Below are 22,882 nucleotides of genomic sequence, written 5' to 3'. Positions count from 1 at the left end.
TTCGCTCTTTAAAGGGTTGCGACATGCTGTTGATAGCGTTCATAGGCCTGCTGAAAGGCCGCCACGTTGTCGGCAATCGGCAAGGTTTCACTCGTCGGGTCGAGCTTCACGCAACGCGCACAAAGTTCGGCCAGGCTGTCCTCGTGGCCGCTCGTCCAGGACAGGCACCACGCCGCCTGAATCGCTGCGCCGAGGGCGGCGGCTTCGCTTTGTTCGGTGCAGATGACCGGGGTGTTCATGATGTCGGCGACAATCTGGCGCCACACCGCACTTTTCGAGCCGCCGCCGATCAGGCAAATGCGCAGGCTTTGTAAGCCATTCTGGCGTAGCAGGTCCAGTCCATAACGCAAGCCGAAGGTGGTGCCTTCGACGACAGCGCGGCACAAATTGGCCTGGGTCAGGTTGGTCATCGTCAAGCCCAGCAGGCTGCCGGTGGCATGGGGCAGGGCGGGGACGCGCTCGCCGTTGAGGAACGGCAGCATGCACACGCCATCGGCGCCGATGGGTGCCTGTTCGACCAGATCGTTGAAGCGGTCGAGGCCAAGGTCGAACAAGTCGCGAATGACCCCCGTGGCGTTGGTCAGGTTCATGGTGCAGATCAATGGCAGCCAGCCGCCGCTGGAGGAGCAGAAGGTGGCGACTGAGGCATCCGGGCTGACTTTTGGCTGGTCGGCATAGGCGTACACCGTCCCTGAAGAACCCAGGCTCATGGTGATGGCGCCGGGCTTGATGTTGCCGGTGCCGATGGCGCCCATCATGTTGTCGCCACCGCCGCTGGAGACCAGTGCCTGCGGGTTGATGCCCAGGTGTTCGGCGATGCCCGGAAGGATCGTGCCGACTGCTTCATGTGCCTTGATCAGCTCTGGTAGCGCGGCTTGCAGGCGTCCGGTCGGGTCGATGTCGCGCAGTAGCTGCACATCCCACTGTCGGGTGCGCACGTTGAAATACCCGGTGCCGGATGCATCGCCGTACTCGCTGCAACTGCGGCCGGTGAGCCAGAAATTCAGGTAATCGTGGGGCAGCAGGATGCGAGCGATTCGGGCGAACAGTTCCGGGTGCTGTTCTTGGGTCCACAGCAATTTGGAAACGGTATAGCCCGGCGCGATGACTACGCCGAGACGTTCCAGCGAACCTTTTTCGCCGCCGAGTTGCGCCAGCAGACGGTCGTTTTCGGGCGTGGATTCGGTGTCGCACCAGAGCTTGGCCGGGCGCAGCACCTGGCCTTGATCGTCGAGCAGGACCAGCCCGTGTTGCTGGCCGGAGACGCCGATGCCGAGAATGTCCTGGCCATTGACGTTGGCGGCTAGCAGGGCGTGGCGGGTGGCCGACGCGAACGCTTCAAGCCATTGATTCGTGTCTTGTTCACGACGACCGTTGGCGCCGCTGATCAAGGTGTGCGCGGCGGCACCCTGGCCGAGGACCTGGCCGCTGCTCGCGTCGAGGATGATGGCTTTGGTGCCCTGGGTGCCGCAGTCGATGCCGAGGAATAGTTGTTGGTTTGCCATGAATCCCCCTGTAGATCGTTCCCACGCTTTGCGTGGGAATGCCTCAATGGACGCTCTGCGTCCGCTTTTTGGATGGGACGCGGAGCGTCCCGGGCTGCATTCCCACGCAGAGCGTGGGAACGATCAGTCAGCCAGCACCCGCTCCAAAGTCCGCGTCACGCCGACATCCCGCAGGCTGTTGCAGCACCATTCGAACGCCGCCACAAACTCCGGCGAATGCGCTATCGCCGTGCCAAAAATCTCCTCGACGCCCAGCAACTGCTGAGTGATCAACGCATCATCGGCCACCAACGCCTGACAGAATGCCGCCCGTGGGTCTGGAATCGAATAGGTGTCGCCATTCTCGTCCACACCTTTCAAGTACAGCGCCCAGGCCGCCACCACCAGCGCCGCTCGCTTGGTCTCGCGACCATCAGCGATCAGACGGTTGATCGTCGGCACAGTGAACTTGGGAAACTTCGAGGAACCGTCCGAGCACACGCGCTCCAGTTGATCGGCAATCGCCTGATTGGAAAAGCGCTCGACCAGGGTGTTCTTGTAATCAGTCAGATCAATCCCCGGCACGGGCGACAGTTGCGGGGTGACATCCAGGTCCATGTAGGCGCGCATATAACGCACAAACAGCGGGTCATTCATGGTCTCGTGGACAAAACGATAACCCTTCAAAAACCCCAGGTAGGTCAGTGCCAGGTGACTGCCGTTGAGCAGTTTGATTTTCATCTCTTCGTAAGGCGTGACGTCGTCGGTGAACTGCACCCCGACCTTTTCCCAGGCCGGTCGACCATTGACGAATTTGTCTTCCAGCACCCACTGCACAAACGGTTCGCACACCACCGGCCAGGCATCGTCGACGGCGTGTTTGTCGGCCAGTTGCAGGCGATGTTGGGTGCTGGTCATCGGCGTGATGCGATCGACCATGGCGTTAGGGAAACTGACATGACGGTCGATCCAGTCGCGCAGGTCGGCATCACGCAAGGCGGCGAAGGCGAGCAAGGCTTTGCGGGCCACTGCGCCGTTGTGCGGCAGGTTATCGCAGGACATCAGGGTGAACGCGGGCGTGCCGGCGGCGCGACGCTTGGCCAGCGCCGCGCAAAGATAACCGAACACGGTCTTGGGGGCATCTGGATGAGCCAGATCATGCTGAATCTGTGGCAAGTGCGCCATGAACTCGCCGTTGCTGTCGTCGATGCAATAGCCGCCCTCGGTGATGGTCAGCGAGACGATGCGAATCTCTGGACTGGCAAGTTTGTCGATCAGCGCAGATGCGCCGTCCTCGGCGAGCAACATGTCGCGAATAGCGCCAATAACGCGGACTTCGGTGTCGTCGGTATCGCCCAACTCGAACAGGGTGAAGAGGTAATCCTGCTCCTTCAGATCGTCCCGGGCGCGGCGGTCTTCAGGACGCAGGCCGACGCCGCAAATCGCCCAGTCCAGGCCTTCGCCCGTATTCATCAAGGCGTCGGTGTAATACGCCTGATGGGCGCGGTGAAATCCGCCAACGCCGATGTGGGCGATGCCTTGGCGCGTGTCGCTCAGGGCATAGGCGGGCAGGATCACCTCGGGGGCGAGATGGTGCAGGTTCTGTTTATTGAGTTTCATCACAGGCTCTCTGAAATCAGGCCGCTGCGCGCAGTGGGCGGGTCAGCGCCACACCGTCGGCATCGAATAAATGGCAGTGTTCGGCGTCCAGGTGCAGGCTCAATGTTTCGCCATAACGGCTGGCCAGATCGCCGCGAACACGCATGGTCAAGGCTTCGCCGGAGGCGGTCACGACGTGGCAAAAGGTGTCGCTGCCCAGGCGTTCGCTGACGTCGGCGGTGACTTGCAGGGTGCAATCGCCGGGTTGCGCCAGTTCCAGGTGTTCCGGGCGAATGCCCAGCGTCACCGCGCTGCCGACACTCAGGTTGGCGCTGCTCAATGGCAGGCTGATACGGGTGCCGGCGTCCAGCTGCACTTCGCAGCTTTGGCTTTCGACGCGGGTGACGTTGCCCTTGAGGAAACCCATTTTCGGCGTGCCGAGGAACCCGGCGACAAACAGGTTGGCGGGCTGGTGATACAGGTCCAGCGGCGAACCGACTTGCTCGACTTTGCCGCCATTGAGCACGACGACTTTGTCGGCCATGGTCATGGCTTCCACCTGATCATGGGTCACGTAGATCATCGTGGCTTTGAGTTCTTTGTGCAGGCGTAACAGTTCCAGGCGCATCTGCACGCGCAGGGCGGCGTCGAGGTTGGACAGCGGTTCGTCGAACAGGAAGATTTTCGGGTTGCGCACAATCGCCCGGCCGATGGCCACGCGCTGGCGTTGGCCGCCGGACAGTTGCTTGGGCTTGCGCTCCAGCATCGGCCCGAGTTCAAGGATGCGTGCCGCCTCGCCGACTTTTTTCTCGACTTCGGCTTTCGGTACGCCAGCCAGGTCGAGGGCGAAAGACATGTTTTTCTTCACGGTCATGTGCGGGTACAAGGCGTAGGTCTGGAACACCATGGCCAGGTCACGCTTGGCCGGGCTGACTTCGGTGATGTCGCGGCCATCGAGTTCGATGGTGCCGCCACTGACTTCCTCAAGGCCGGCAATCAGGCGCAGCAACGTCGATTTACCGCAGCCCGAAGGGCCGACGAACACCACGAATTCCTTGTCATTCACTTCCAGGTCGATGCCTTTGATGATGGAAAAGCCTTCGAAGCCTTTTTGCAGATTCTTGATTTTCAGGTTGGCCATGGTGGCGCTCCTTTTGTGCTTATTCTGTGAGGGCTATTTCACGGCGCCGAACGACAGGCCGCGGACCAATTGTTTCTGGCTGATCCAGCCGAAAATCAGGATCGGCGCACAGGCCAGGGTCGACACTGCCGACAACTTGGCCCAGAACAACCCTTCGGGACTTGAATATGAGGCGATCAATGCGGTGAGCGGCGCGGCTTTCGACGAGGTCAGGTTCAGTGACCAGAACGCCTCGTTCCAGCACAGGATCAGCGACAGCAACACCGTGGAAGCGAGGCCGCCCTTGGCGATCGGCAGCAGCACCCGGACCATTTCCTGCCACAGTGTGGCGCCGTCCAGTCGTGCGGCTTCGAGGATGTCCTTGGGGATGTCCTTGAAGTAGGTGTAAATCATCCAGACCACGATCGGCAGGTTGATCAGCGTGTAGATCACGATCAGCGCGATGCGTGTATCGAGCAGGCCGAAGCTCTTGGCCAGCAGGTAGATTGGCATCAGCACGCCCACCGGCGGCAGCATCTTGGTGGAGAGCATCCACAGCAGCGTGCCTTTGGTGCGCTGGGTTTCGTAGAACGCCATCGAATAGGCCGCCGGCACCGCGATCAGCAGACACAGAGCAGTGGCGCTGAACGAAATCACCACTGAGTTCCAGGCGAAGCTGAAGTAGTCGCTGCGCTCGTTGATGTGCAGGTAGTTCTCCAGCGTCGGCGTGAAGATGAACTGAGGCGGCGTGGCGAACGCGTCGATTTCGGTTTTGAAGCTGGTCAGCACCATCCAGAAGATCGGGAAGAAAATCAGGATCGCGATGGCCCAGGCCAGCGTGCCCAGCAGCAGGCTTTGCAGGCGACGGGATTGTTGAAGAGTCATGGCGCAGGCCTCAGGCTTTGTCTGTCAGGTTTTTGCCGATCATGCGCACCAGCACGATGGCCGCGATGTTGGCAATCACCACCGCGATCAACCCGCCGGCGGACGCCATGCCGACGTCGAACTGCACCAGCGCCTGGTTGTAGATCAGGTACGCCAGGTTGGTCGAGGCATAGCCGGGGCCGCCGTTGGTGGTGGTGAAAATTTCGGCGAACACCGAGAGCAGGAAGATGGTTTCGATCATCACCACCACTGCAATCGGCCGCGCCAGGTGCGGCAGGGTCAAATGCCAGAAGATCGCGATGGGGCCAGCGCCGTCGAGGCGTGCGGCTTCTTTCTGTTCCTGGTCGAGGGATTGCATGGCGGTCATCAGGATCAGGATCGCAAAGGGCAGCCATTGCCAGGAGACGATGATGATGATCGACAGCAACGGGTAATGCGCCAGCCAGTCCACCGGCTGGGCGCCGAACAGTTTCCATACGTAGGCCAGAATCCCCGAGACCGGGTGGAAAATCAGGTTCTTCCAGATCAGTGCACCGACCGTGGGCATGATGAAGAATGGCGAGATCAGCATGACCCGCACGATGCCACGACCGAGAAACTCGCTGGCCTCCAGCAAGGCACTGATCAACACGCCGAACACCACGCTGATCAGCAGCACGCTGCCCACCAGCAACAGGGTGTTGGTGGCACCGGGCAGGAAACCGGAATCGCTGAGGAAATAGGTGAAATTCTCCAGCCCGACGAATTGGTTTTCACCGGGGTTGAGCAGGTTGTAGCGGATCATCGAGAAATAGACAGTCATGCCCAGCGGCACGATCATCCACAGCAGCAACAAGGCCACCGAGGGGCTGACCAGAAACCAGCCGGGATTGGTCAGCCGGCTTTTACGCACCGGCTGGGGAATGTCCATGTGAGCTTTGGCAGTTGAAGTATTCATGGTGATCACAACCGATGATGAACTGGTAAACGAAGTTCGACTGTGGGAGCCAGCCTGCTGGCGATAGGGCCGGTACATCCGGCGCATCGCTGATGGCTTGACTACCGCTATCGCGAGCAGGCTCGCTCCCACAGGTTGAGTGGCGGTTACTTGGGATAACCGGCGCGCTTCATTTCACGTTCGGTGGTTTGCTGGGCGGCAGCCAGGGCCTGGTCGACCGTGGTCTGGCCGATCAGCGCCGCCGAGAACAGCTTGCCGACTTGCGTGCCCACACCCTGGAACTCAGGAATGGTCACCAACTGGATGCCGATGTAAGGCACAGGCTTGAGCGTCGGTTTGCTTGGGTCCGCGGTTTTCAGCGATTCCAGCGTGATCTTGGCAAACGGCGCGGCGCTCATGTAGGCCTCGCTGTAGGTCGAAGCTCGAGTGCCGGGCGGCACGTTGGCAATGCCGTCTTTTTCCGCCACCAGTGCACCGTATTCCTTGGACGTCGCCCAGGCGCTGAAGGTTTTTGCAGCGTCCTTGGCCTTGGAACTGGTCGGGATCGCCAGCGCCCAGGAATAGAGCCAGGCCGAACCTTTGTCGGTGGTCTGGTGCGGCGCATAAGTGAAGCCGACGTGGTCGCTGACTTTGCTCTGAGTCTTGTCGGTCACAAAAGAACCGGCGACGCTGGCGTCCACCCAGATCGCGCACTTGCCGCTGTTGAACAGCGCCAGGTTTTCGTTGAAACCGTTGCTGGAAGCACCCGGCGGGCCGGACTTCTTCATGGTCTCGACGTAGAAGTTCAGCGCGTTTTTCCACTCTGGACCGGTGAATTCAGGTTGCCACTTCTCATCGAACCAGCGCGCGCCATAGGCGTTGGCGACCGTGGTGATCAGCGCCATGTTTTCGCCCCAGCCAGCCTTGCCGCGCAGGCAGATGCCGTACTGTTCCTTGTCCTTGTTGGTCAGTTTGCTGGCGAATTCGCCGATCTGTTCCCAGGTCGGATGCTCAGGCATGGTCAGCCCGGCGTCCTTGAACAGATCGGTGCGGTAATAGGTGATCGAGCTTTCTGCGTAGAACGGCAGGGCATAGAGCGAACCCTTGACCGACAAGCCTTCACGCACCGAAGGAAACACGTCGTCCAGGGCGTAGGAGGCCGGCAAGTCCTTCATCGGCTCCAGCCAACCCTTTGCCCCCCAGAGTGCGGCTTCGTACATGCCGATGGTCAGCACGTCGAACTGCCCGCCCTGAGTGGCGATGTCGGTGGTCAGGCGTTGGCGCAGCACGTTTTCTTCCAGCACCACCCAATTGAGCTTGATGTCCGGGTGCTCGGCCTCGAAGGTTTTCGAGAGCTTTTGCATGCGGATCATGTCGCTGTTGTTGACGGTGGCGATGGTCAGGGTCTGAGCGCCGAGACTGACGCTGCTGAGGGTCATGCAGGTGAGGGCTAGCAGAGCTTTTACAGAAGGTTGCATCGTGCACTCCTTTTCTGCACCCGCAGGGATACAGAAGGACAGTTATTGTTTTTGTGTCTTCCGATGACAGGAAGAATGTGCGCTGATTACAGCCTTCAATTGATGATCAGACAAATCATCCATAGCACTTGAATCGATACTATTTTGCACTGGTATTTGGCGGGGGAGGCTTAGGGGGCAGCCTGCAAGTGATGGCGCAACATCGGATATGTACAGGTTTAACCCATGTTTTGTTCGGTCAACCGTTGCACCGCCAACCGCCGATAGTGAGAAGGGGTCATGCCCTTGAGCTGCTGGAAACGCCGATTAAAATTCGAAATATTGTTGAAACCCGACTCGAAACACACATCAGTCACCGGTTTATCGCCATCGGCCAGCAGTTCGCAGGACTTGCTGATGCGCAGGCGATTGACGAATTCGATGAAGCAGCGCCCGGTAGCCTGTTTGAACACCCGGCTGAAATAAGTCGGTTTCATGCCCAGGTGCGCGGCGACTTCCTCGAGCGGCAACTCCCGGGCGTAGTGGGTGAAAATGTAATCCACTGCCCGGTTGGTGCGATCGATGTTGTGCTCATCGGCCAGTTGCGGCGTCGTGGCTCCCGACAGCAATTGAAAATCATCAGAGGCTGCCAACAGTTCCAGCAGGATGAAGAAGTGCCCGAGGCGGGTCACGCCCTGGGTGTCGGCAATGCGCTGCATCAGGGTCATGGCCTGGCGAATGGTGCGTTTGCAGCGAAACTCGATGCCGTATTGCGCGCGCTCAAGCAACGGGGCGAGGGTCTTGAGTTCAGCGAAGACCTGATGACCGCTTTCGAACAACTCATCGGTGAAATTGACCAGCATGTCGCGTTTGGGCACCACCTCGTCCTCGGCGACCTGGCTGATCCAGTTGTGTGGCAGGTTAGGGCCGGTGAGGAAAAGGCTTTCGGGGTAGAAATTGCCGATGTAGTCGCCGATGAACACCTTGCCGGAGCTGGCGACAATCAGGTGCAGTTCGTATTCCTTATGAAAGTGCCAGCGCACCAACGGACACGGGAATCCGTGTTGGCGATAGATGATGGACAACCCGTTGTGGTCGTCCATCAATTCGTAGGAGGGGTCGGTGACTCTGGCTGTTCGGGTCATGTCTGGGCACTTTTTATTGTCATTGCGTCCTGATCATGCCTCTTTCCGAGCGATTAATGCCAGCGTGGAGCACTGCGGCGTCAGGCCGGTGCCCTCTCATGCAGTTTTGTTTGTCCAGCGTGGTGCCTGTGTTGTGGGTCATGACAGTTCCCTGGGGGGCAATGAAGCTCGTGTGGTGTGGTGGCGTTCCACACCCGTAAGAACCCTGTTCATGACCCAGCATAGAAGTGCGCGACAGCATTGCCAGTCACGGAAATACCTGCACAAAAATAGCCCATTGATAGCACGGCGAACTACTTGGCTCGCTTCGCGGCCTTTCTGAGGTTGGCGGTTCGGCAATACGACACAATATTGCTCTCCTCAATGAAGTCGACGTTGATAATGTTGCACAGGGTCGCCCAGTCGCTATTGTTCGGATCAAACCATCTATTAAGTTCGTTATGAATATCCACTGGGCCACCCAGCGCGCTGTAACTTGTCGCCGAGAGGGACCACGGAGCCCAGGCGCCTGGCGGGTATCGCAGCACCTTTGTAATGTGCTGCTGCAACTCGGCGACACTGGTGGTGGCGATGCCGGACCATTGATGTTCGATTTGCCGAATGAACACGTTGCTGTCAATTGCCCGGTGCCGCGGCGCAGCGACCACAATGCGCTGGTTGGCGCTGAGCTGTTTGAGTTGGCCAAGACTCAAGGTGTGATTCTGGCTGGGAATGAGGCGGTGCCCAAAAAAGTGCATCACCATCTTATTGAAGTAGGCAAAATCAAAGGCATCCCCGCTCAACTCGTGAAAGTCCAGAATGATGAATTCATTCGGGTTTTCTTGCAGAAACGTTTCCACGTCACTGGAAAGATGCCCAAACGTACGCCCATTGCGATAGCCATTGTGGTGAATGCATAACTTGCCGAGGCCCTGTGCAGTGGCGTCATAGGTCAAGCGCACGTCAAGCACCCGGGAGCCGTGGCGCAGTTGGGAATAAAACGATTCGTGCTGGCAGGCCAGCCAATGGGCGCCGGGGATGAGCGGCCAGGATGCCTTCCAGTCACTGCCGGCATTATGAGTGCCTGGCAATGTCAATTCAGCGAGTGACAACGTATCAATGGCTGGCGTAGCGGTCATCCAGTTGTGACGGGCGTAGTTGTTCTGAACAGTGGTGTCCATTCAATGCTTCCTTGCAAAGTTAGATAGGTATTATTGGTTAGGCGAAGAAGTATCCGTTACTAACTTCGCCAACCCTTTATAAGGAGAAACAGTAAGGTGATCAACAGAGTGGTAATGCAAAATATGTAATGTTGGCGTGCACGGCTTACAGTGGGATTTTGTTTTTGGCCTCGATCCATTGCGCCATGTATTGCGTACTCTTGTGATGGTGATGGCGCAGCATGCTGCCCATAAAGTTATGACTTCTAAGTTGTGCCAAGTGCTGTTGGCAATGAACTAGTTTTTCGATCAGCGCCGGGCCATGTTCCGACTGTCGATAACGATCAGCCAGCAACGTCTGCCCGTGGGATTGGGCTTGTGTCCACAGCGCTTCATCCTTGTATAGCTGTACTGCACCGTCAGCCACTTCCCGAGCCGTGCGGGCCACGGCGCCGGGCCAGGGGTGGTTGCCGTGCATCGCTTCGGCCCCGATGGGGGTGGTCACGGAGGGCGTGCCACACAACATGGCGTCGACAATCTTGCCTTTGATGCCTGCGCCGAAGCGAAGCGGCGCCAGGCACACGCGTGCTGCCGACATCACCTGTAACGCATCTTCAGCCCAGTTCATGACATGAAAACCCTGCGCCGGGTTGTGCAGTGCCGTGGCCTTGGGCGGCGTGTAAGCACCGTAGATATGCAGCTGAGCCGTGGGCAGTTGTTCGCGAATCAACGGCCAGATGGCTGTTTTCATCCAGAGCACCGCATCCCAGTTCGGTGCGTGGCGAAAGTTGCCGATGCTCAAGAAATGCGCCCGGTCTGCGAATGCCGTCGGCGGCGCAACCGGCACATCGACCATCAGCGGACACCAATGCAATACGTTGCGCGGCAACTTGAACTGCTCGACCAGCAATTCGATTTCCACTTCAGAGATCATCAGGTTCACGTCGCACCGGTAAAGCGCCGCGATCTCCCGTTTGGCCAGATCGCTGTCAGCCATCAGTTCGAACTCTTCGCGCAACGCCGGGGCGAACAACTGGCTGAAGTCATTGGTATCGTCGCTGTGTTTCAACCGTTCTTTGAGCCGATGATGACGAGCGTGTCGCAGGCTTTGCAGATCCGATGTTTCAAGCACGCGTAACGCATCAGGACAGTGCTTCTCTACGCGCCAGCCGAACTGTTCTTCCATCATGAACTGGTCAAACAGGACGATGTCCGGGGCGAGGTCGCTGATAAACGCATCGAAGCTGCTGTTATTCAACTCGATCGGCACTTCGCGAATGCCCAGCGCCGTCAAGTCTGCTCGATGTTCGCCCGTGCCGGCAGGACTGCTGAACGTGATGTCCCAGCCCTGCTGCAAGAACGTATCGAGGATTTGCATCACATGCCCGCTGGCCGCCGAAGAGCGGGGCTCGGGCCAGACGTAACCAATGACCAGGACTTTGGTTGCGCGGGGCTGGATCATGTAAAGGTGTTCCTTGAAGCGAAAAAAGGCGGGGGAGAGAATGCAGGCCGCCATTAAACCACAGCCACAGTGCTTTTCAGTCCACCAGCCCTTTGGGTCAAAGCATGCTTTTGACCTTGTCTCGCAACTGATCGATGGAAAATGGCTTGCCGATCACCTGCATGCCTTTAGGCACATCAATGCTTTCGGCATAACCGCTGGCGAACAGGATTGGCAGCTCGGGGCGCAGCATCCGCGCCTGCTTGGCCAGCTCGCGCCCGTCCATCACGGGCAAGCCGACATCGGTCATCATCAAATCGATGTATTGGTCTTCATCGTTGAGGAACTCAAGGGCCTTCTCGCTGCCGTCCGCCTCAAGCACTTTGTACTCCAGCTCCTCCAGTACATCGACAATCAGCATGCGCACGATGGCATCGTCTTCGACGACAAGAATGGTGGACGCGTTGGAGGACATAATAGGGCTCTCAATAGTGGGTTCGCGGGTGCCGGACTTACAAAATTGCCGGGCTCTTGCATGAGTAAGTGACGGATCCCGACAAGTTCCCAACGCTGTGCAAAAAAGTATAGCGGTACAAGAACGCGCAAGGATAACCGCTCCTTTCAAGCGGGCGCAGCTAAAAGCAGCGGTTTGCGCGCCAATCGCGCAGAAAATTAGATCAATACAGCCGTTTTGGGGCAAACTCCCTGGTTTTGAACAGTTCGACAAGGCCTTCCCATGACCACGGTGTCTTCGGTTGATGAGCAACGATTTCGCAAACTCCTGAGCCGCAACGTCAGCCTGCCACTGGGTGTCGGTGTCATCAGTGCGGTGTTCTTTGTCTCGTTGATCACTTACTTGCTGTCGGTGATCCAGTGGGTCGAACACACCGACCGGGTGATCAATAACGCCAACGAAGCCGTGAAACTGACCGTCGATCTGGAAACCGGCATGCGCGGCTTCTTGCTCAGTGGCGACGAGCATTTCCTGGACCCTTACGAAACGGCCAAGCCGAGAATCGCCGTCGCGCTCAATACCTTGCTCGAACTGACCGCCGATAACCCGGTGCAGACCGATCGATTGCGCCGGCTCCAGGCGTTGCAAGGGGAATGGGCCACTTACGCGCAAACGATGATCGATTTGCAGCGTAACAGCGGCGATTATCGTAGCGCGGTCAGCGCTGGTCGCGGCAAGCGCCTGACCGATGAGATCCGCAAGCAGTTCGAAGACGTGATCGACATGGAGCAGCAGTTGCGCACTACGCGCAACGATGAAGTGCGCCGCACCACGATCTGGAGCATCTCGCTGTACCTGTTTTTCATCGCCGCCATCAGCGCATTGCTGGCGTACATCGGGCGTCGGGATCTGCTCAACCTGTCGCAGAACTACAGCGCCAACCTGGCGGCGCAACAATCCGCCGCTTCGCGACTGGAGCAGCAAGCCTGGCTGCGCAATGGCCAGACCGAACTGGCCGAGCAGGTGCTGGGGCAGCTGTCGCTTAATGTGCTGGGGCGCAACATTCTGCAATTTTGCGCGCAGTACCTGGGCACTGCGGTGGCCGCTATTTATGTTCGTGAAGAGCATGGCAGCCTGCGGCGCATCGCCTCCTACGGTTTTTCACGCGAACAGGAAGAACGCGATCAGCACATTTTCAGTGATGAAGGGATTGTCGGCCAGGTGGCGAACCGGGCCCGCCTGATTCGCCTCGATGACGTACCGAGCGACTATTTCAAAGTCAGTTCCGGCTTGGGTGAGGGCCTGCCATCTAGCGTGCTTGTCGTACCAACCAGCGATGACGACCGGGTTAATGGCGTGATCGAACTGGGATTCCTGCGACCGCTGACAGAGCGTGATGTCGAGTTGCTCCAACTGATTGCCGGCAACATCGGCACCTCGATCGAGGCCGCGCGCTACCGCCAACGCTTGCAGGAAGTACTGGCCGAGACCCAACAACTCAACGAAGAGCTGCAAGTCCAGCAGGAAGAGCTCAAGACCGCCAACGAAGAGCTGGAAGAGCAGTCGCGGATTCTCAAGGAGTCCCAGGCGCATCTTGAAACCCAGCAGGTCGAGCTGGAACAAACCAACGAACAACTGGCCGAGCAGGCGCAGGTTCTGGCCGATCAGCGCGATGCGATGGACTTGAAGAACACCGAGCTCAATCAGGCCCAGGCTCAGCTTGAAGAGCGCGCCGAAGAGTTGCAGCGCTCCAGCAAATACAAGTCTGAATTTCTCGCCAACATGTCCCACGAACTGCGCACGCCGCTCAACAGTTCGTTGATTCTGGCCAAGTTGCTGGCAGAGAACCCTCAGGAAAATCTCACGGCCGAGCAGGTGAAGTTTGCCGAATCGATCTATTCGGCCGGCAACGACTTGCTCAATCTGATCAATGACATCCTCGATATTTCCAAGGTCGAGGCCGGCAAACTGGAGATGCGCCCCGAGAACACCAGTGTTGCGCGTCTGGTGGACGGGCTGCGTTCGATGTTCGAGCCGATGGCCACCAACAAGAAGTTGACGTTCGAGGTCGACTTGCAGCCCGGTTCGCCGATGATGCTGTTCACCGACCGCCAGCGTCTGGAGCAAGTCATCAAGAACCTGCTGTCGAACGCGGTGAAATTCACCGAAAAAGGCACGGTCAGCCTGACCGTGGCGTCCCAGCCAAACGACGGCATCGCCTTTATTGTTCGCGATTCCGGGATCGGCATCGCCGCCGACCAGCAGGAAAGCATTTTCGAAGCCTTCCGCCAGGCTGACGGCACCACCAACCGCCGTTATGGCGGCACCGGCCTGGGCTTGTCGATTTCCCGGGACCTTGCGGCATTGCTGGGTGGCTCCATCAGTGTCACCAGCGAGCCGGGGCAGGGCAGTGTGTTCACGCTGGTTTTGCCGCAGCAGTATGTCGAACCGGGCGATCAGCCGGTTGAGCCGATGCAGGCCACTCCGGTTGCCATGACGCCACGGGTGTCAACAACTGCTCCAGTGCCGTTGATCGCCGAAGTCGACATCCCGCGTTTTGCCGATGACCGAGCCAAGGCGCCGTTCGCCACACGGTGCATTTTGGTGGTGGAGGATGAGCCGAACTTTGCGCACATTCTTTACGATCTCGCGCATGAGCTGGGTTACCAATGCCTGGTTGCCCATGGCGCGGACGAGGGTTACGACCTGGCCAAAGAGTACATCCCCGACGCCATTCTGCTGGACATGCGCTTGCCCGATCATTCCGGGCTGACCGTGTTGCAACGCCTTAAAGAGCACGCCGCCACCCGCCACATTCCGGTGCATGTCATTTCGGTCGAAGATCGGGTCGAGGCCGCCATGCACATGGGCGCTATCGGCTACGCGGTCAAACCGACCACCCGCGAAGAGCTCAAGGACGTGTTTGCGCGCCTCGAAGCCAAGCTGACCCAGAAGGTCAAGCGCGTGCTGCTGGTCGAAGATGACGATCTGCAGCGCGACAGCATTGCGCGGCTGATCGGCGATGAAGACATCGAGATCACCGCCGTCGGTTTGGCGCAGGACGCACTCGAGCAGCTGCGCACGACGAATTTCGACTGCATGATCATCGACCTCAAGCTGCCGGACATGCTCGGCAATGACTTGCTCAAGCGAATGTCCACCGAGGATATCTGCTCATTCCCCCCGGTCATCGTCTACACCGGGCGCAACCTGACGCGGGACGAAGAGACCGAGCTGCGCAAATATTCGCGCTCGATCATCATCAAGGGCGCTCGCTCGCCCGAGCGTTTGCTGGATGAGGTCACACTCTTTCTGCACAAAGTCGAATCCAAGTTGTCCCATGAACGGCAAAGGATGCTCAAGACCGCGCGCAGCCGCGACAAGGTCTTCGAGGGTCGGAAAATACTGCTGGTGGATGACGATGTGCGCAACATTTTCGCCCTGACCAGCGCGCTGGAGCACAAAGGCGCTGTCGTGGTCATTGGCCGCAACGGTCGCGAAGCGATTGAAAGATTGAATGAAGTCGAGGACATCGACCTGGTGCTGATGGACGTGATGATGCCGGAGATGGACGGTTACGAAGCCACTATCGAGATCCGCAAGGACCCGCGCTGGCGCAAGCTGCCGATCATTGCGGTAACGGCCAAGGCCATGAAGGACGATCAGGAGCGTTGCCTGCAGGCCGGTTCCAACGATTACCTGGCCAAGCCCATCGACCTGGACCGTCTGTTCTCGTTGATTCGAGTGTGGTTACCGAAGATGGAACGTATCTAAGTGGAGCGCAATTGTTCAGTGGAGCGAAATAGCGAGATCGAATTGCGGTTGTTGATCGAGGCCATCTACCTCAAGTACAGCTATGACTTTCGTGACTATTCCGGCGCATCGATCAAACGTCGGGTCAATCATGCGCTGAGTCAATTCGAGTGCAGTACCATTTCGGCCCTGCAAGAGAAAGTGCTGCACGATCCCACCGCGTTCATGCAATTGCTGCAGTTGCTGACGATTCCGGTCAGTGAAATGTTTCGTGACCCTTCGCATTTCCTGGCGATCCGCAAGGAAGTGGTGCCGCTGCTCAAGACCTACCCGTCGATCAAGATCTGGATCGCCGGGTGCAGCACCGGCGAAGAAGTCTATTCGACGGCGATACTGTTGCGCGAAGAGGGCTTGCTCGATCGCACCATCATCTATGCCACCGACATCAATCCGCGTTCGCTGGAGAAAGCCAAGCAAGGGATTTTCTCCATGGAAAATGTCCGCGCCTACACTCAGAACTATCAGCAGGCCGGTGGCCAGCGTTCGTTCGCCGATTACTATACGGCGGCGTATGGCTACGCCATTTTTGACAAGAGCCTGTGCGAAAACGTGACGTTCGCCGATCACAGCCTTGCGACCGACAGCGTATTTTCAGAAACTCAATTAATTTCGTGTCGCAACGTATTGATTTATTTCAATAAAAAGCTTCAAGATCGTGCCTTCGGCCTGTTTCATGAATCCCTCTGCCACCGCGGATTCCTGGTGCTGGGCAGCAAGGAAACCCTGGATTTTTCGGCCTTTGGCAATCAGTTCGAGGCATTGGTCAAACAAGAACGGATTTATCGCAAATCATGAACGATGCTGCGCGATTGCCTACAGTGGAAGCGATTGTGATCGGTGCCTCGGCCGGAGGTGTCGAGGCGTTGCTGAATATTCTCAGCCCGCTGCGTGAGGGGTTCGTTCTCCCGATCATCGTGGTGCTGCACCTGCCCGAAGCACGCCGCAGCCAATTGGCCGAAGTGTTCGCACGGCGGGTCGCCATGCCCGTCCTGGAAGCCATCGACAAAACGCGGGTTGAAGCCGGAACGCTGTATTTTGCAGGCCCCGGTTATCACTTGTCGGTGGAGCAGGATCGCAGTTTCTCCCTGAGTCTTGAGCCTCGCGTGCATCATTCACGGCCGGCGATCGATTTCCTGTTTGAGTCGGCGGCCGATGCCTACGGTCCGACGCTGGCAGCGGTGCTGTTGACCGGTGCCAACCAGGATGGCGCGCGCGGACTGGCCCAGGTCAAGCAACGCGGCGGGCTGACCATCGTGCAGGATCCGGACGAAGCTCAGATTGCAACCATGCCGCAAGCTGCGCTCGATCTGCACCAGCCAGACCACATTCTCCCTATACGCGGCATCAGCCGTCTGATTGTCGAGCTGGAACAAATAGCATGCTAAGTAACATCCAAGCCAAACTGCTGATAGTCGACGATCTGCCGGAGAATTTGCTGGCGCTGGAAGCGTTGATCAAGCGTGAAGACCGCATCGTCTATAAAGCCTTGTCCGCCGATGAAGCCCTGTCGTTGTTGCTTCAACACGAATTTGCCATGGCCATTCTCGACGTGCAGATGCCGGGTATGAACGGTTTCGAGCTGGCCGAGTTGATGCGCGGCACGGAAAAAACCAAGAATATCCCGATCGTGTTCGTCAGCGCCGCCGGTCGTGAGTTGAACTACGCGTTCAAAGGCTACGAAAGCGGCGCCGTGGACTTCCTGCACAAGCCGCTGGACATTCATGCGGTCAAGAGCAAGGTCAACGTGTTCGTCGACTTGTATCGCCAGAGCAAGGCGATGAAGCAACAGGTCGAAGCACTGGAACAAAGCCGTCGGGAGCAGGAAGCATTGCTCAAGCAATTGCAGGCGACCCAGAATGAGCTCGAACAAGCCGTGCGCATGCGTGACGACTTCATGTCCATCGTTGCCCACGAACTGCGTACGCCGCTCAATGGCCTGATCCTCGAGACCCAGTTGCGCAAGATGCACCTGGCCCGGGACAACGCCGCGGCGTTCACCCTGGACAAGATGCACGCCATGGTCGACCGGGACGAGCGGCAGATCAAAAGCCTGATTCGCCTGATCGAGGACATGCTCGATGTGTCGCGAATCCGCACCGGCAAGCTATCGATTCGTACCAGTCAATTTGATCTGGTGAAATTGGTCAGCAATCTGCTGCAAAATTTCGCACCGCAGATCGATGCAGCCGAGACGTCGGTGACGTTTACCGCCGACCAGCCAGTTGTCGGTAATTGGGACGAATTTCGTATCGAACAGGTCATCTCGAATCTACTGACCAACGCATTGCGCTATGGTGGCAAGGGTACGATTGATGTTCGCGTGTTTCCACAGGATGGCCAGGCGCGGGTCGAGGTTCAGGATCGTGGTATCGGTATCAGCGAAGAGAACCAGCGGCGTATTTTTCAGCAATTCGAACGGGTTTCCGCCAAGACCGTCGTTGCCGGATTGGGTCTGGGGCTGTTTATTTCGGAGCAGATTGTCACCGCCCACGGTGGCTCCATCACCGTCGAGAGCCGGATTGGCGAAGGCGCCTTGTTTCGCGTTTGTCTGCCGCTATAGGAAAACAGCCGGATAAACGCAACCTCTGATCGACCTCATGGTCGTATCAGCAGCTATTGACCGAACAAAGGCTTCCCATGAGTGAAGATGCACAAGATGTGGTATTGATCGTCGAGGATGACCCCTCGATCCTGATGGTTTTATCTGCCTATCTTTCGGGGGAGGGGTACCGGGTGTTGCAGGCCGAAAACGGCGAGCAAGCGTTCGAAATCCTTGCGAGCAAACCGCATCTGGACATGATGATCACCGACTTCCGTCTGCCAGGCGGGATTTCCGGGGTACAGATCGCTGAACCTGCGGTGAAGTTGCGACCGGAGCTCAAAGTGATTTTCATCAGTGGCTATCCGCAGGAAATCCGTGAGACCGACAGTCCGATCACGCGCAAGGCCCCGATCCTTGGCAAGCCGTTCGATCTGGATGTGTTGCAGGAACTCATGCAGGAAATGCTGTCCTGACCATCCCCGAAGCCCCGATCATCGGGGCTTTCAGATTCTGATCATCTCGCGCACTTTGGCCGTCAGTAGGTCGAAGGTGAACGGTTTGGTGATCAACTGCATGCCTGGGTCGAGAAACCCCCCACGCACCGCGGCATGTTCGGCGTAGCCGGTGATGAACAACACTTTTAGATCCGGCCGGTATTGGCGACCAATTTCCGCCAGTTGCCGGCCATTCATCCCCGGTAGCCCCACATCACTGATCAACAGGTCGATACGCTGGCCCGAATCCAGGATCGGCACCGCGCTGTTGGCATCGCCTGCTTCCACGAAGGCATAGCCCAATTCACTCAATACCGCGCTGACCAGCACGCGTACCGCCGGGTCATCCTCGACGATCAGCACTGTTTCACCTTCCAGGGCATGCGGCATGTGTGCGACATCGACCTGCGTGTCCTCATCCAGCTCGCCCCAGCAACGCGGCAGATACAGGCTCACCGTGGTGCCGTTGCCCACTTCACTCTGGATGGCGACGTGACCGCGAGACTGCTTGCTGAACCCGTAAATCATCGACAACCCCAACCCCGTTCCCTGGCCGATCGGCTTGGTTGTGAAAAACGGATCAAAGGCTCGGCTGATGGTGCTTTCCGGCATGCCACAACCGGTATCGGTGACTCGCAAGACAACGTAGTCACCGGGCTGCAGATTGCCATTGGCCTGCGCGACGGTCGTGTTCAGTTGCTGGTTGGAGGTGCTGACCACCAGTTTCCCGCCAGCGGGCATGGCATCACGGGCATTGAGCACCAGGTTGAGCAGGGCGCTTTCCAGTTGATTGGGGTCGGCCTCGGCCACCCACAGATTCTCGTCCAGCTGCATGTCCAGCTGAATGCTTTCGTTGAGGCTGCGTTGCAGCAGCTCACCCATGGACACCACGAGGGTGTTCATTTTCACCGGCTTGGAGTCCAGCGACTGACGCCGGGAAAACGCCAGCAGACGGTGGGTCAGGCCCGCCGCGCGGTTGGCGGATGTCACCCCAAGATCGATCAGGCCGTCCAGGTCTTCGGTGCGACCTCGCGCCAGGCGTCGGCGCAGCAGTTCAAGACTGCCGATGATACCGGTCAGCATGTTATTGAAGTCATGAGCGATGCCGCCGGTGAGTTGGCCGACCGCTTCCATTTTCTGCGATTGCCTGAGCGCTTCTTCATTGTGGCGCAATTGGGCAGTGCGCTCTTCGACCTGTTGTTCGAGGGTTTCGAGCGTGGTTTGCAGGCGCAGTTCGCTTTGAGTGAGGTCGATCATCCGGTCCCTGGCTTCGTACTGTCGTCGTCGCCCCCGCAGCGCCGTAGTGACCAGGCTGATCAACGTCACTGGATGAAACGGGCGCTCAAGGAAGGTCACGTTGCCGAGCTGCGGGCCGAATCGCGAAGCGGGATTTTGCTCGGGGCCACCGTGGTGGGTCAGCAGGACGATCGGCAAGTCCGACCAGGCCGGTTGTGCTTCGATCAGACGCAGCAGAGGGGCCAGGTCACACCCCAACAGCGCTTCCGAGGAAATCACCAGCAGGCCGGCGCCTCGTGCCAGTTCCTCGCACAATGTGATCAGGTCAGCGGCCACAAGGCCTTCGAATCCCGCCTCGTTAAGCATCATCAGCGCAATCTGGCTGTCGCGTCCCAGCGGCGCGAGAATGATCGCGCGCTCGGACTTAGCCTCGACACTATTCACGGTGCATCATCCTTGAGCAGCGGCTGGCTGGCGCCGAGGTAGGTCGGCACGCCACGTAATACACCCTGGAAAGCATCCAGAGGCTCACCAATCGTCATGCCGCGGCTACCGATGCGGTATTCGCGAATGGTCGATTCGTGGCTGCCGGTACGTTTCTTGATGATCGAGATCGCCCGGCGAACCTTGCCCAGGGCTTCGAAGTAACGCAAAAGAATCACTGTGTCCGCCAGATAAGTAATGTCGACCGGTGCTTGCATGTCACCGACCAGACCATGCTGGGCCACGGTCATGAACGTTGCCGCGCCCCGGCGATTGAGGTAAAGCAGCAACTCATGCATGTGCAACACCAGCGCGTTTTCCTCGGGCATCGCAGCCTGATAGCCGTTGATGCTGTCAATCACCACGGTTTTGATTTGCTGCTCATCGACACAACGACGAACCCGGTGTGAGAACTCGCCCGGAGACAGCTCGGCCGCGTCGACTTGTTCGATCAGCAAATTGCCGGTGTCTTGCAGGGCCTTTAAGTCGATGCCCATGTTTTTCATGCGCTCGAACAGCAGGCCCAGCTCTTCGTCGAAGATGAACAGCGCGGATTTTTCACCTCGCGCCACGGCGGCCGCGGCGAAAATCATTGAAATCAACGATTTGCCGGTACCGGCGGGGCCCAGAATCAGTGTACTGGAGCCTGTCTCGATACCGCCGCCGAGCAGGGCGTCCATTTCCTTGATCCCGCTGGTCAACTGCTGGCGGGTGTATCCGCCGCGGTGCTCAGCCGCCACCAGGCGCGGAAACACATGAACGCCATCGCCCATGATGGTGAAGTCATGGAAACCGCCACGGTATTTCTGGCCACGGTATTTCACCACGCGGATCCGCCGCCGTTCCGCGCCATAATTGGGCGTCAGTTCTTCAAGGCGAATCACGCCGTGTGCAACGCTGTGCACGGTTTTATCGAGGGATTCGGTGGTCAGGTCATCAAGCAACACCACCGTGGCGTCGTAGCGCACGAAGTAGTGCTTGATGGCCAGAATCTGCCGGCGATAACGCAGGGAGCTCTGGGCCAGCAAACGGATTTCGGAAAGACTGTCGAGGACGACACGGGTCGGTTTGACGCGCTCGACCACTTCGAATATCTGCTTGGTGGCTTCACCCAGCTCAAGGTCGGAAGAGTAGAGCAGGCTCTGCTGATGCTCGGCATTGAGCAGGCTTTCAGGCGGTGTCAGCTCGAAAATGTGGATGTTCTCGTCCAGGTCCCAGCCGTGGGACAGCGCGCCCTGGCGTAGTTCGCGCTCAGTCTCCGACAGGGTGATGTACAACGAGCGCTCGCCGGCACGAGCGCCGGCCAGCAAAAAATGCAAAGCGACTGTGGTTTTGCCGGTTCCGGGTTCACCCTCCAGCAAAAACACATGACCTCGGGACAACCCACCGGCCAGGATGTCATCCAGACCCTCTATGCCGGTGGCGGCTTTTGCACTGAACAGCTCGTTAGATGTAGACAAAAAAAACCCTCTCATGACTAGGGGAAGCGAGGCAGCAGGCTTGAGGTGCCTGAATGGACTGCCTGATCACTTGACCTTTTGCCGTGGCGACGGTTCAACCTTTTGTGTTTGTCTGTGAGTTGAGGCGCATAAAAACGATTAGAGGCCTTGCTGCAACGCTGGGTCGTCCGGGTTAAGTTGTTCCAGCTGTGCCAGCAAAATCTGCACGTTCTGCAACTGGCCGCTTTCCTTCCAGTAATTGATCAGCAACACCCGTGCCTTGCGATCGGCCGGGTGGCGCTGGACGATCTCCTGCAACTGCTTTTGCGCAGCCTCCAGCTCTTGTTCGTCGTGCAAAGTGGTGGCCAGGTCGTAACGATAGTCTTTGTTGCCGGGCTCGAGCTCTACGGCTTTCGAGAGCCCTAGCAGTGCAAATTCACTTTGCCCGTGATGCAACAACCACAGGCCCAGGGCATGTTGAAGATAGGCGGAGTTGGGTTGTGCCTTTAACTGTTTCGCCAGTAATTGCTGGGCTGCATCGCTTTGGCCTTGCTTATCCAGTACTTCAATCTGCATGACCAATGCCGGCAGATTCGCCGGGTCCAGCTGCAAGGTGCGCTCCAGCGCCTGCTGCGCCTCTTTCAGTTCGGCGTTGTGCAGGTGCAGACGTGCCAGCTGGTATTGGGTTTCGGCGCTTTCGGGTTGGCTCTGCAGGACCCGCTCCCAGGCATCGATGGCTTGTTGCAGCGGTCCGAAATACAAGCCCAGGTCATCCGGCGACAAGCCCAGCAAGGCGTTGATGGCGGCAAAGCGCACACTTTGTTCGCTGTCCTCCAGCAACGGGCCGATCAACAGGCTGCGCTGCCCGTTGGGCACCAGCCCGCTGATGCTCCTGATCGCTGCCACGCGGACTTCGGGAGAAGGGTTTTGCAAGTCTGCATCGGCCAGTTTCAGGGCTTGCGGGCTCGGGTAATTGGGCAGTTCAGCGTGCAGCCAGATACGGCGCTTGGCCGACAGGTCGGGGCGAGCCAGTTGCTGATACAACACCCGCGCGGCGCCGGGCTGCCCGGCACGTGCCTGGGTCAGCGCTTCGCTATAGCCGCGCTTGATCGCCTCCGGCACGACCGGGGCAGGCGTGCGCAGGAAGAACCAGGCAAGGACAATGGCGAACAGGACACAAAGGCTGATGAGCGCGTAGCGGCGGGACTGGGACATGCAGGAATCCGGGAGCTGGC

The 22,882-nt window shown here is 58.4% G+C and carries 18 protein-coding genes; 5 read left to right on the top strand and 13 right to left on the bottom strand.

From position 1 onward, the window contains the following. Positions 1-8: 8 nt before the first annotated feature. From xylB to ACM6I0_RS11285, 10 genes are all read right to left on the bottom strand, one after another. Positions 9-1,505: a xylulokinase gene (gene xylB, locus ACM6I0_RS11330; RefSeq protein WP_414922282.1), complete on the bottom strand. Its 1,497-nt coding sequence runs from the start codon at positions 1,503-1,505 to the stop codon at positions 9-11. A 123-nt stretch (positions 1,506-1,628) separates the two neighbouring features. Then, on the bottom strand, positions 1,629-3,104 hold the full coding sequence (locus tag ACM6I0_RS11325) for a mannitol dehydrogenase family protein (RefSeq protein ID WP_285429753.1): 1,476 nt from the start codon (positions 3,102-3,104) through the stop codon (positions 1,629-1,631). Between the two features lie 16 nt (positions 3,105-3,120). Then, entirely contained in the window at positions 3,121-4,224 is a 1,104-nt protein-coding gene (locus ACM6I0_RS11320) for an ABC transporter ATP-binding protein (RefSeq protein ID WP_285429751.1), read from the bottom strand. A gap of 33 nt (positions 4,225-4,257) precedes the next feature. Further along, a complete protein-coding gene (locus tag ACM6I0_RS11315) occupies positions 4,258-5,088 on the bottom strand; it encodes a carbohydrate ABC transporter permease (protein WP_007936731.1) in 831 nt (276 codons plus the stop codon). Between the two features lie 10 nt (positions 5,089-5,098). Next, complete coding sequence (locus ACM6I0_RS11310) at positions 5,099-6,025, bottom strand: carbohydrate ABC transporter permease (protein ID WP_414922281.1); 927 nt, start codon at positions 6,023-6,025, stop codon at positions 5,099-5,101. Between the two features lie 146 nt (positions 6,026-6,171). Beyond that, positions 6,172-7,482, bottom strand: a complete 1,311-nt coding sequence (locus ACM6I0_RS11305) for an ABC transporter substrate-binding protein (RefSeq protein WP_285429742.1) — start codon at positions 7,480-7,482, stop codon at positions 6,172-6,174. A gap of 218 nt (positions 7,483-7,700) precedes the next feature. Then, positions 7,701-8,606, bottom strand: a complete 906-nt coding sequence (locus ACM6I0_RS11300) for an AraC family transcriptional regulator (RefSeq protein WP_285429741.1) — start codon at positions 8,604-8,606, stop codon at positions 7,701-7,703. Positions 8,607-8,899: 293 nt separating this feature from the next. Continuing rightward, positions 8,900-9,766 (bottom strand): phospholipase, encoded by an 867-nt coding sequence (locus tag ACM6I0_RS11295; RefSeq protein WP_414922280.1) that lies wholly within the window; start codon positions 9,764-9,766, stop codon positions 8,900-8,902. Between the two features lie 145 nt (positions 9,767-9,911). Beyond that, entirely contained in the window at positions 9,912-11,207 is a 1,296-nt protein-coding gene (locus ACM6I0_RS11290) for a glycosyltransferase (RefSeq protein WP_414922279.1), read from the bottom strand. A gap of 97 nt (positions 11,208-11,304) precedes the next feature. Further along, complete coding sequence (locus ACM6I0_RS11285) at positions 11,305-11,661, bottom strand: response regulator (RefSeq protein ID WP_285429737.1); 357 nt, start codon at positions 11,659-11,661, stop codon at positions 11,305-11,307. A gap of 261 nt (positions 11,662-11,922) precedes the next feature. Here ACM6I0_RS11285 and ACM6I0_RS11280 point away from each other — a divergent pair, with 261 nt between their 5' ends. The 5 genes from ACM6I0_RS11280 to ACM6I0_RS11260 all read left to right on the top strand — a co-directional run bounded on the left by ACM6I0_RS11280 (position 11,923) and on the right by ACM6I0_RS11260 (position 18,468). Further along, on the top strand, positions 11,923-15,414 hold the full coding sequence (locus ACM6I0_RS11280; protein ID WP_414922278.1) for a response regulator: 3,492 nt from the start codon (positions 11,923-11,925) through the stop codon (positions 15,412-15,414). After that, on the top strand, positions 15,415-16,248 hold the full coding sequence (locus tag ACM6I0_RS11275; RefSeq protein ID WP_414922277.1) for a CheR family methyltransferase: 834 nt from the start codon (positions 15,415-15,417) through the stop codon (positions 16,246-16,248). Further along, entirely contained in the window at positions 16,245-16,838 is a 594-nt protein-coding gene (locus tag ACM6I0_RS11270; RefSeq protein ID WP_285429733.1) for a chemotaxis protein CheB, read from the top strand. The genes ACM6I0_RS11275 and ACM6I0_RS11270 overlap by 4 nt, the downstream gene beginning before the upstream one ends. Continuing rightward, positions 16,832-18,013 (top strand): ATP-binding protein, encoded by a 1,182-nt coding sequence (locus ACM6I0_RS11265; protein WP_414922276.1) that lies wholly within the window; start codon positions 16,832-16,834, stop codon positions 18,011-18,013. Before ACM6I0_RS11270 ends, ACM6I0_RS11265 begins: the two co-directional genes overlap by 7 nt. A 77-nt stretch (positions 18,014-18,090) precedes the next feature. Beyond that, complete coding sequence (locus ACM6I0_RS11260) at positions 18,091-18,468, top strand: response regulator (protein ID WP_059405185.1); 378 nt, start codon at positions 18,091-18,093, stop codon at positions 18,466-18,468. Between the two features lie 30 nt (positions 18,469-18,498). On the opposite strand, the gene ACM6I0_RS11255 is transcribed toward ACM6I0_RS11260, so the two are convergent. The 3 genes from ACM6I0_RS11255 to ACM6I0_RS11245 all read right to left on the bottom strand — a co-directional run bounded on the left by ACM6I0_RS11255 (position 18,499) and on the right by ACM6I0_RS11245 (position 22,862). Then, positions 18,499-20,169, bottom strand: coding sequence for an ATP-binding protein (locus tag ACM6I0_RS11255; protein WP_414922275.1), 1,671 nt, complete (start codon positions 20,167-20,169; stop codon positions 18,499-18,501). Next, positions 20,166-21,668: an ATPase domain-containing protein gene (locus tag ACM6I0_RS11250; protein WP_285429727.1), complete on the bottom strand. Its 1,503-nt coding sequence runs from the start codon at positions 21,666-21,668 to the stop codon at positions 20,166-20,168. Before ACM6I0_RS11250 ends, ACM6I0_RS11255 begins: the two co-directional genes overlap by 4 nt. 138 nt (positions 21,669-21,806) lie before the next feature. Next, complete coding sequence (locus ACM6I0_RS11245) at positions 21,807-22,862, bottom strand: tetratricopeptide repeat protein (RefSeq protein WP_414922274.1); 1,056 nt, start codon at positions 22,860-22,862, stop codon at positions 21,807-21,809. Between the last annotated feature and the right edge of the window lie 20 nt (positions 22,863-22,882).

This window comes from Pseudomonas sp. IT-P294, assembly GCF_949767865.1.
GTDB lineage: Bacteria > Pseudomonadota > Gammaproteobacteria > Pseudomonadales > Pseudomonadaceae > Aquipseudomonas.
This window is presented reverse-complemented; position numbering and strand designations above follow the sequence as displayed.

What these genes read in the sequence shown, in the direction of transcription:
- xylB (WP_414922282.1), bottom strand. Translation starts at nt 1,505, where the DNA reads ATGGCAAACCAACAACTATTCCTCGGCATCGACTGCGGCACCCAGGGC.
- ACM6I0_RS11325 (WP_285429753.1), bottom strand. Translation starts at nt 3,104, where the DNA reads ATGAAACTCAATAAACAGAACCTGCACCATCTCGCCCCCGAGGTGATC.
- ACM6I0_RS11320 (WP_285429751.1), bottom strand. Translation starts at nt 4,224, where the DNA reads ATGGCCAACCTGAAAATCAAGAATCTGCAAAAAGGCTTCGAAGGCTTT.
- ACM6I0_RS11315 (WP_007936731.1), bottom strand. Translation starts at nt 5,088, where the DNA reads ATGACTCTTCAACAATCCCGTCGCCTGCAAAGCCTGCTGCTGGGCACG.
- ACM6I0_RS11310 (WP_414922281.1), bottom strand. Translation starts at nt 6,025, where the DNA reads ATGAATACTTCAACTGCCAAAGCTCACATGGACATTCCCCAGCCGGTG.
- ACM6I0_RS11305 (WP_285429742.1), bottom strand. Translation starts at nt 7,482, where the DNA reads ATGCAACCTTCTGTAAAAGCTCTGCTAGCCCTCACCTGCATGACCCTC.
- ACM6I0_RS11300 (WP_285429741.1), bottom strand. Translation starts at nt 8,606, where the DNA reads ATGACCCGAACAGCCAGAGTCACCGACCCCTCCTACGAATTGATGGAC.
- ACM6I0_RS11295 (WP_414922280.1), bottom strand. Translation starts at nt 9,766, where the DNA reads ATGGACACCACTGTTCAGAACAACTACGCCCGTCACAACTGGATGACC.
- ACM6I0_RS11290 (WP_414922279.1), bottom strand. Translation starts at nt 11,207, where the DNA reads ATGATCCAGCCCCGCGCAACCAAAGTCCTGGTCATTGGTTACGTCTGG.
- ACM6I0_RS11285 (WP_285429737.1), bottom strand. Translation starts at nt 11,661, where the DNA reads ATGTCCTCCAACGCGTCCACCATTCTTGTCGTCGAAGACGATGCCATC.
- ACM6I0_RS11280 (WP_414922278.1), top strand. Translation starts at nt 11,923, where the DNA reads ATGACCACGGTGTCTTCGGTTGATGAGCAACGATTTCGCAAACTCCTG.
- ACM6I0_RS11270 (WP_285429733.1), top strand. Translation starts at nt 16,245, where the DNA reads ATGAACGATGCTGCGCGATTGCCTACAGTGGAAGCGATTGTGATCGGT.
- ACM6I0_RS11265 (WP_414922276.1), top strand. Translation starts at nt 16,832, where the DNA reads ATGCTAAGTAACATCCAAGCCAAACTGCTGATAGTCGACGATCTGCCG.
- ACM6I0_RS11260 (WP_059405185.1), top strand. Translation starts at nt 18,091, where the DNA reads ATGAGTGAAGATGCACAAGATGTGGTATTGATCGTCGAGGATGACCCC.
- ACM6I0_RS11245 (WP_414922274.1), bottom strand. Translation starts at nt 22,862, where the DNA reads ATGTCCCAGTCCCGCCGCTACGCGCTCATCAGCCTTTGTGTCCTGTTC.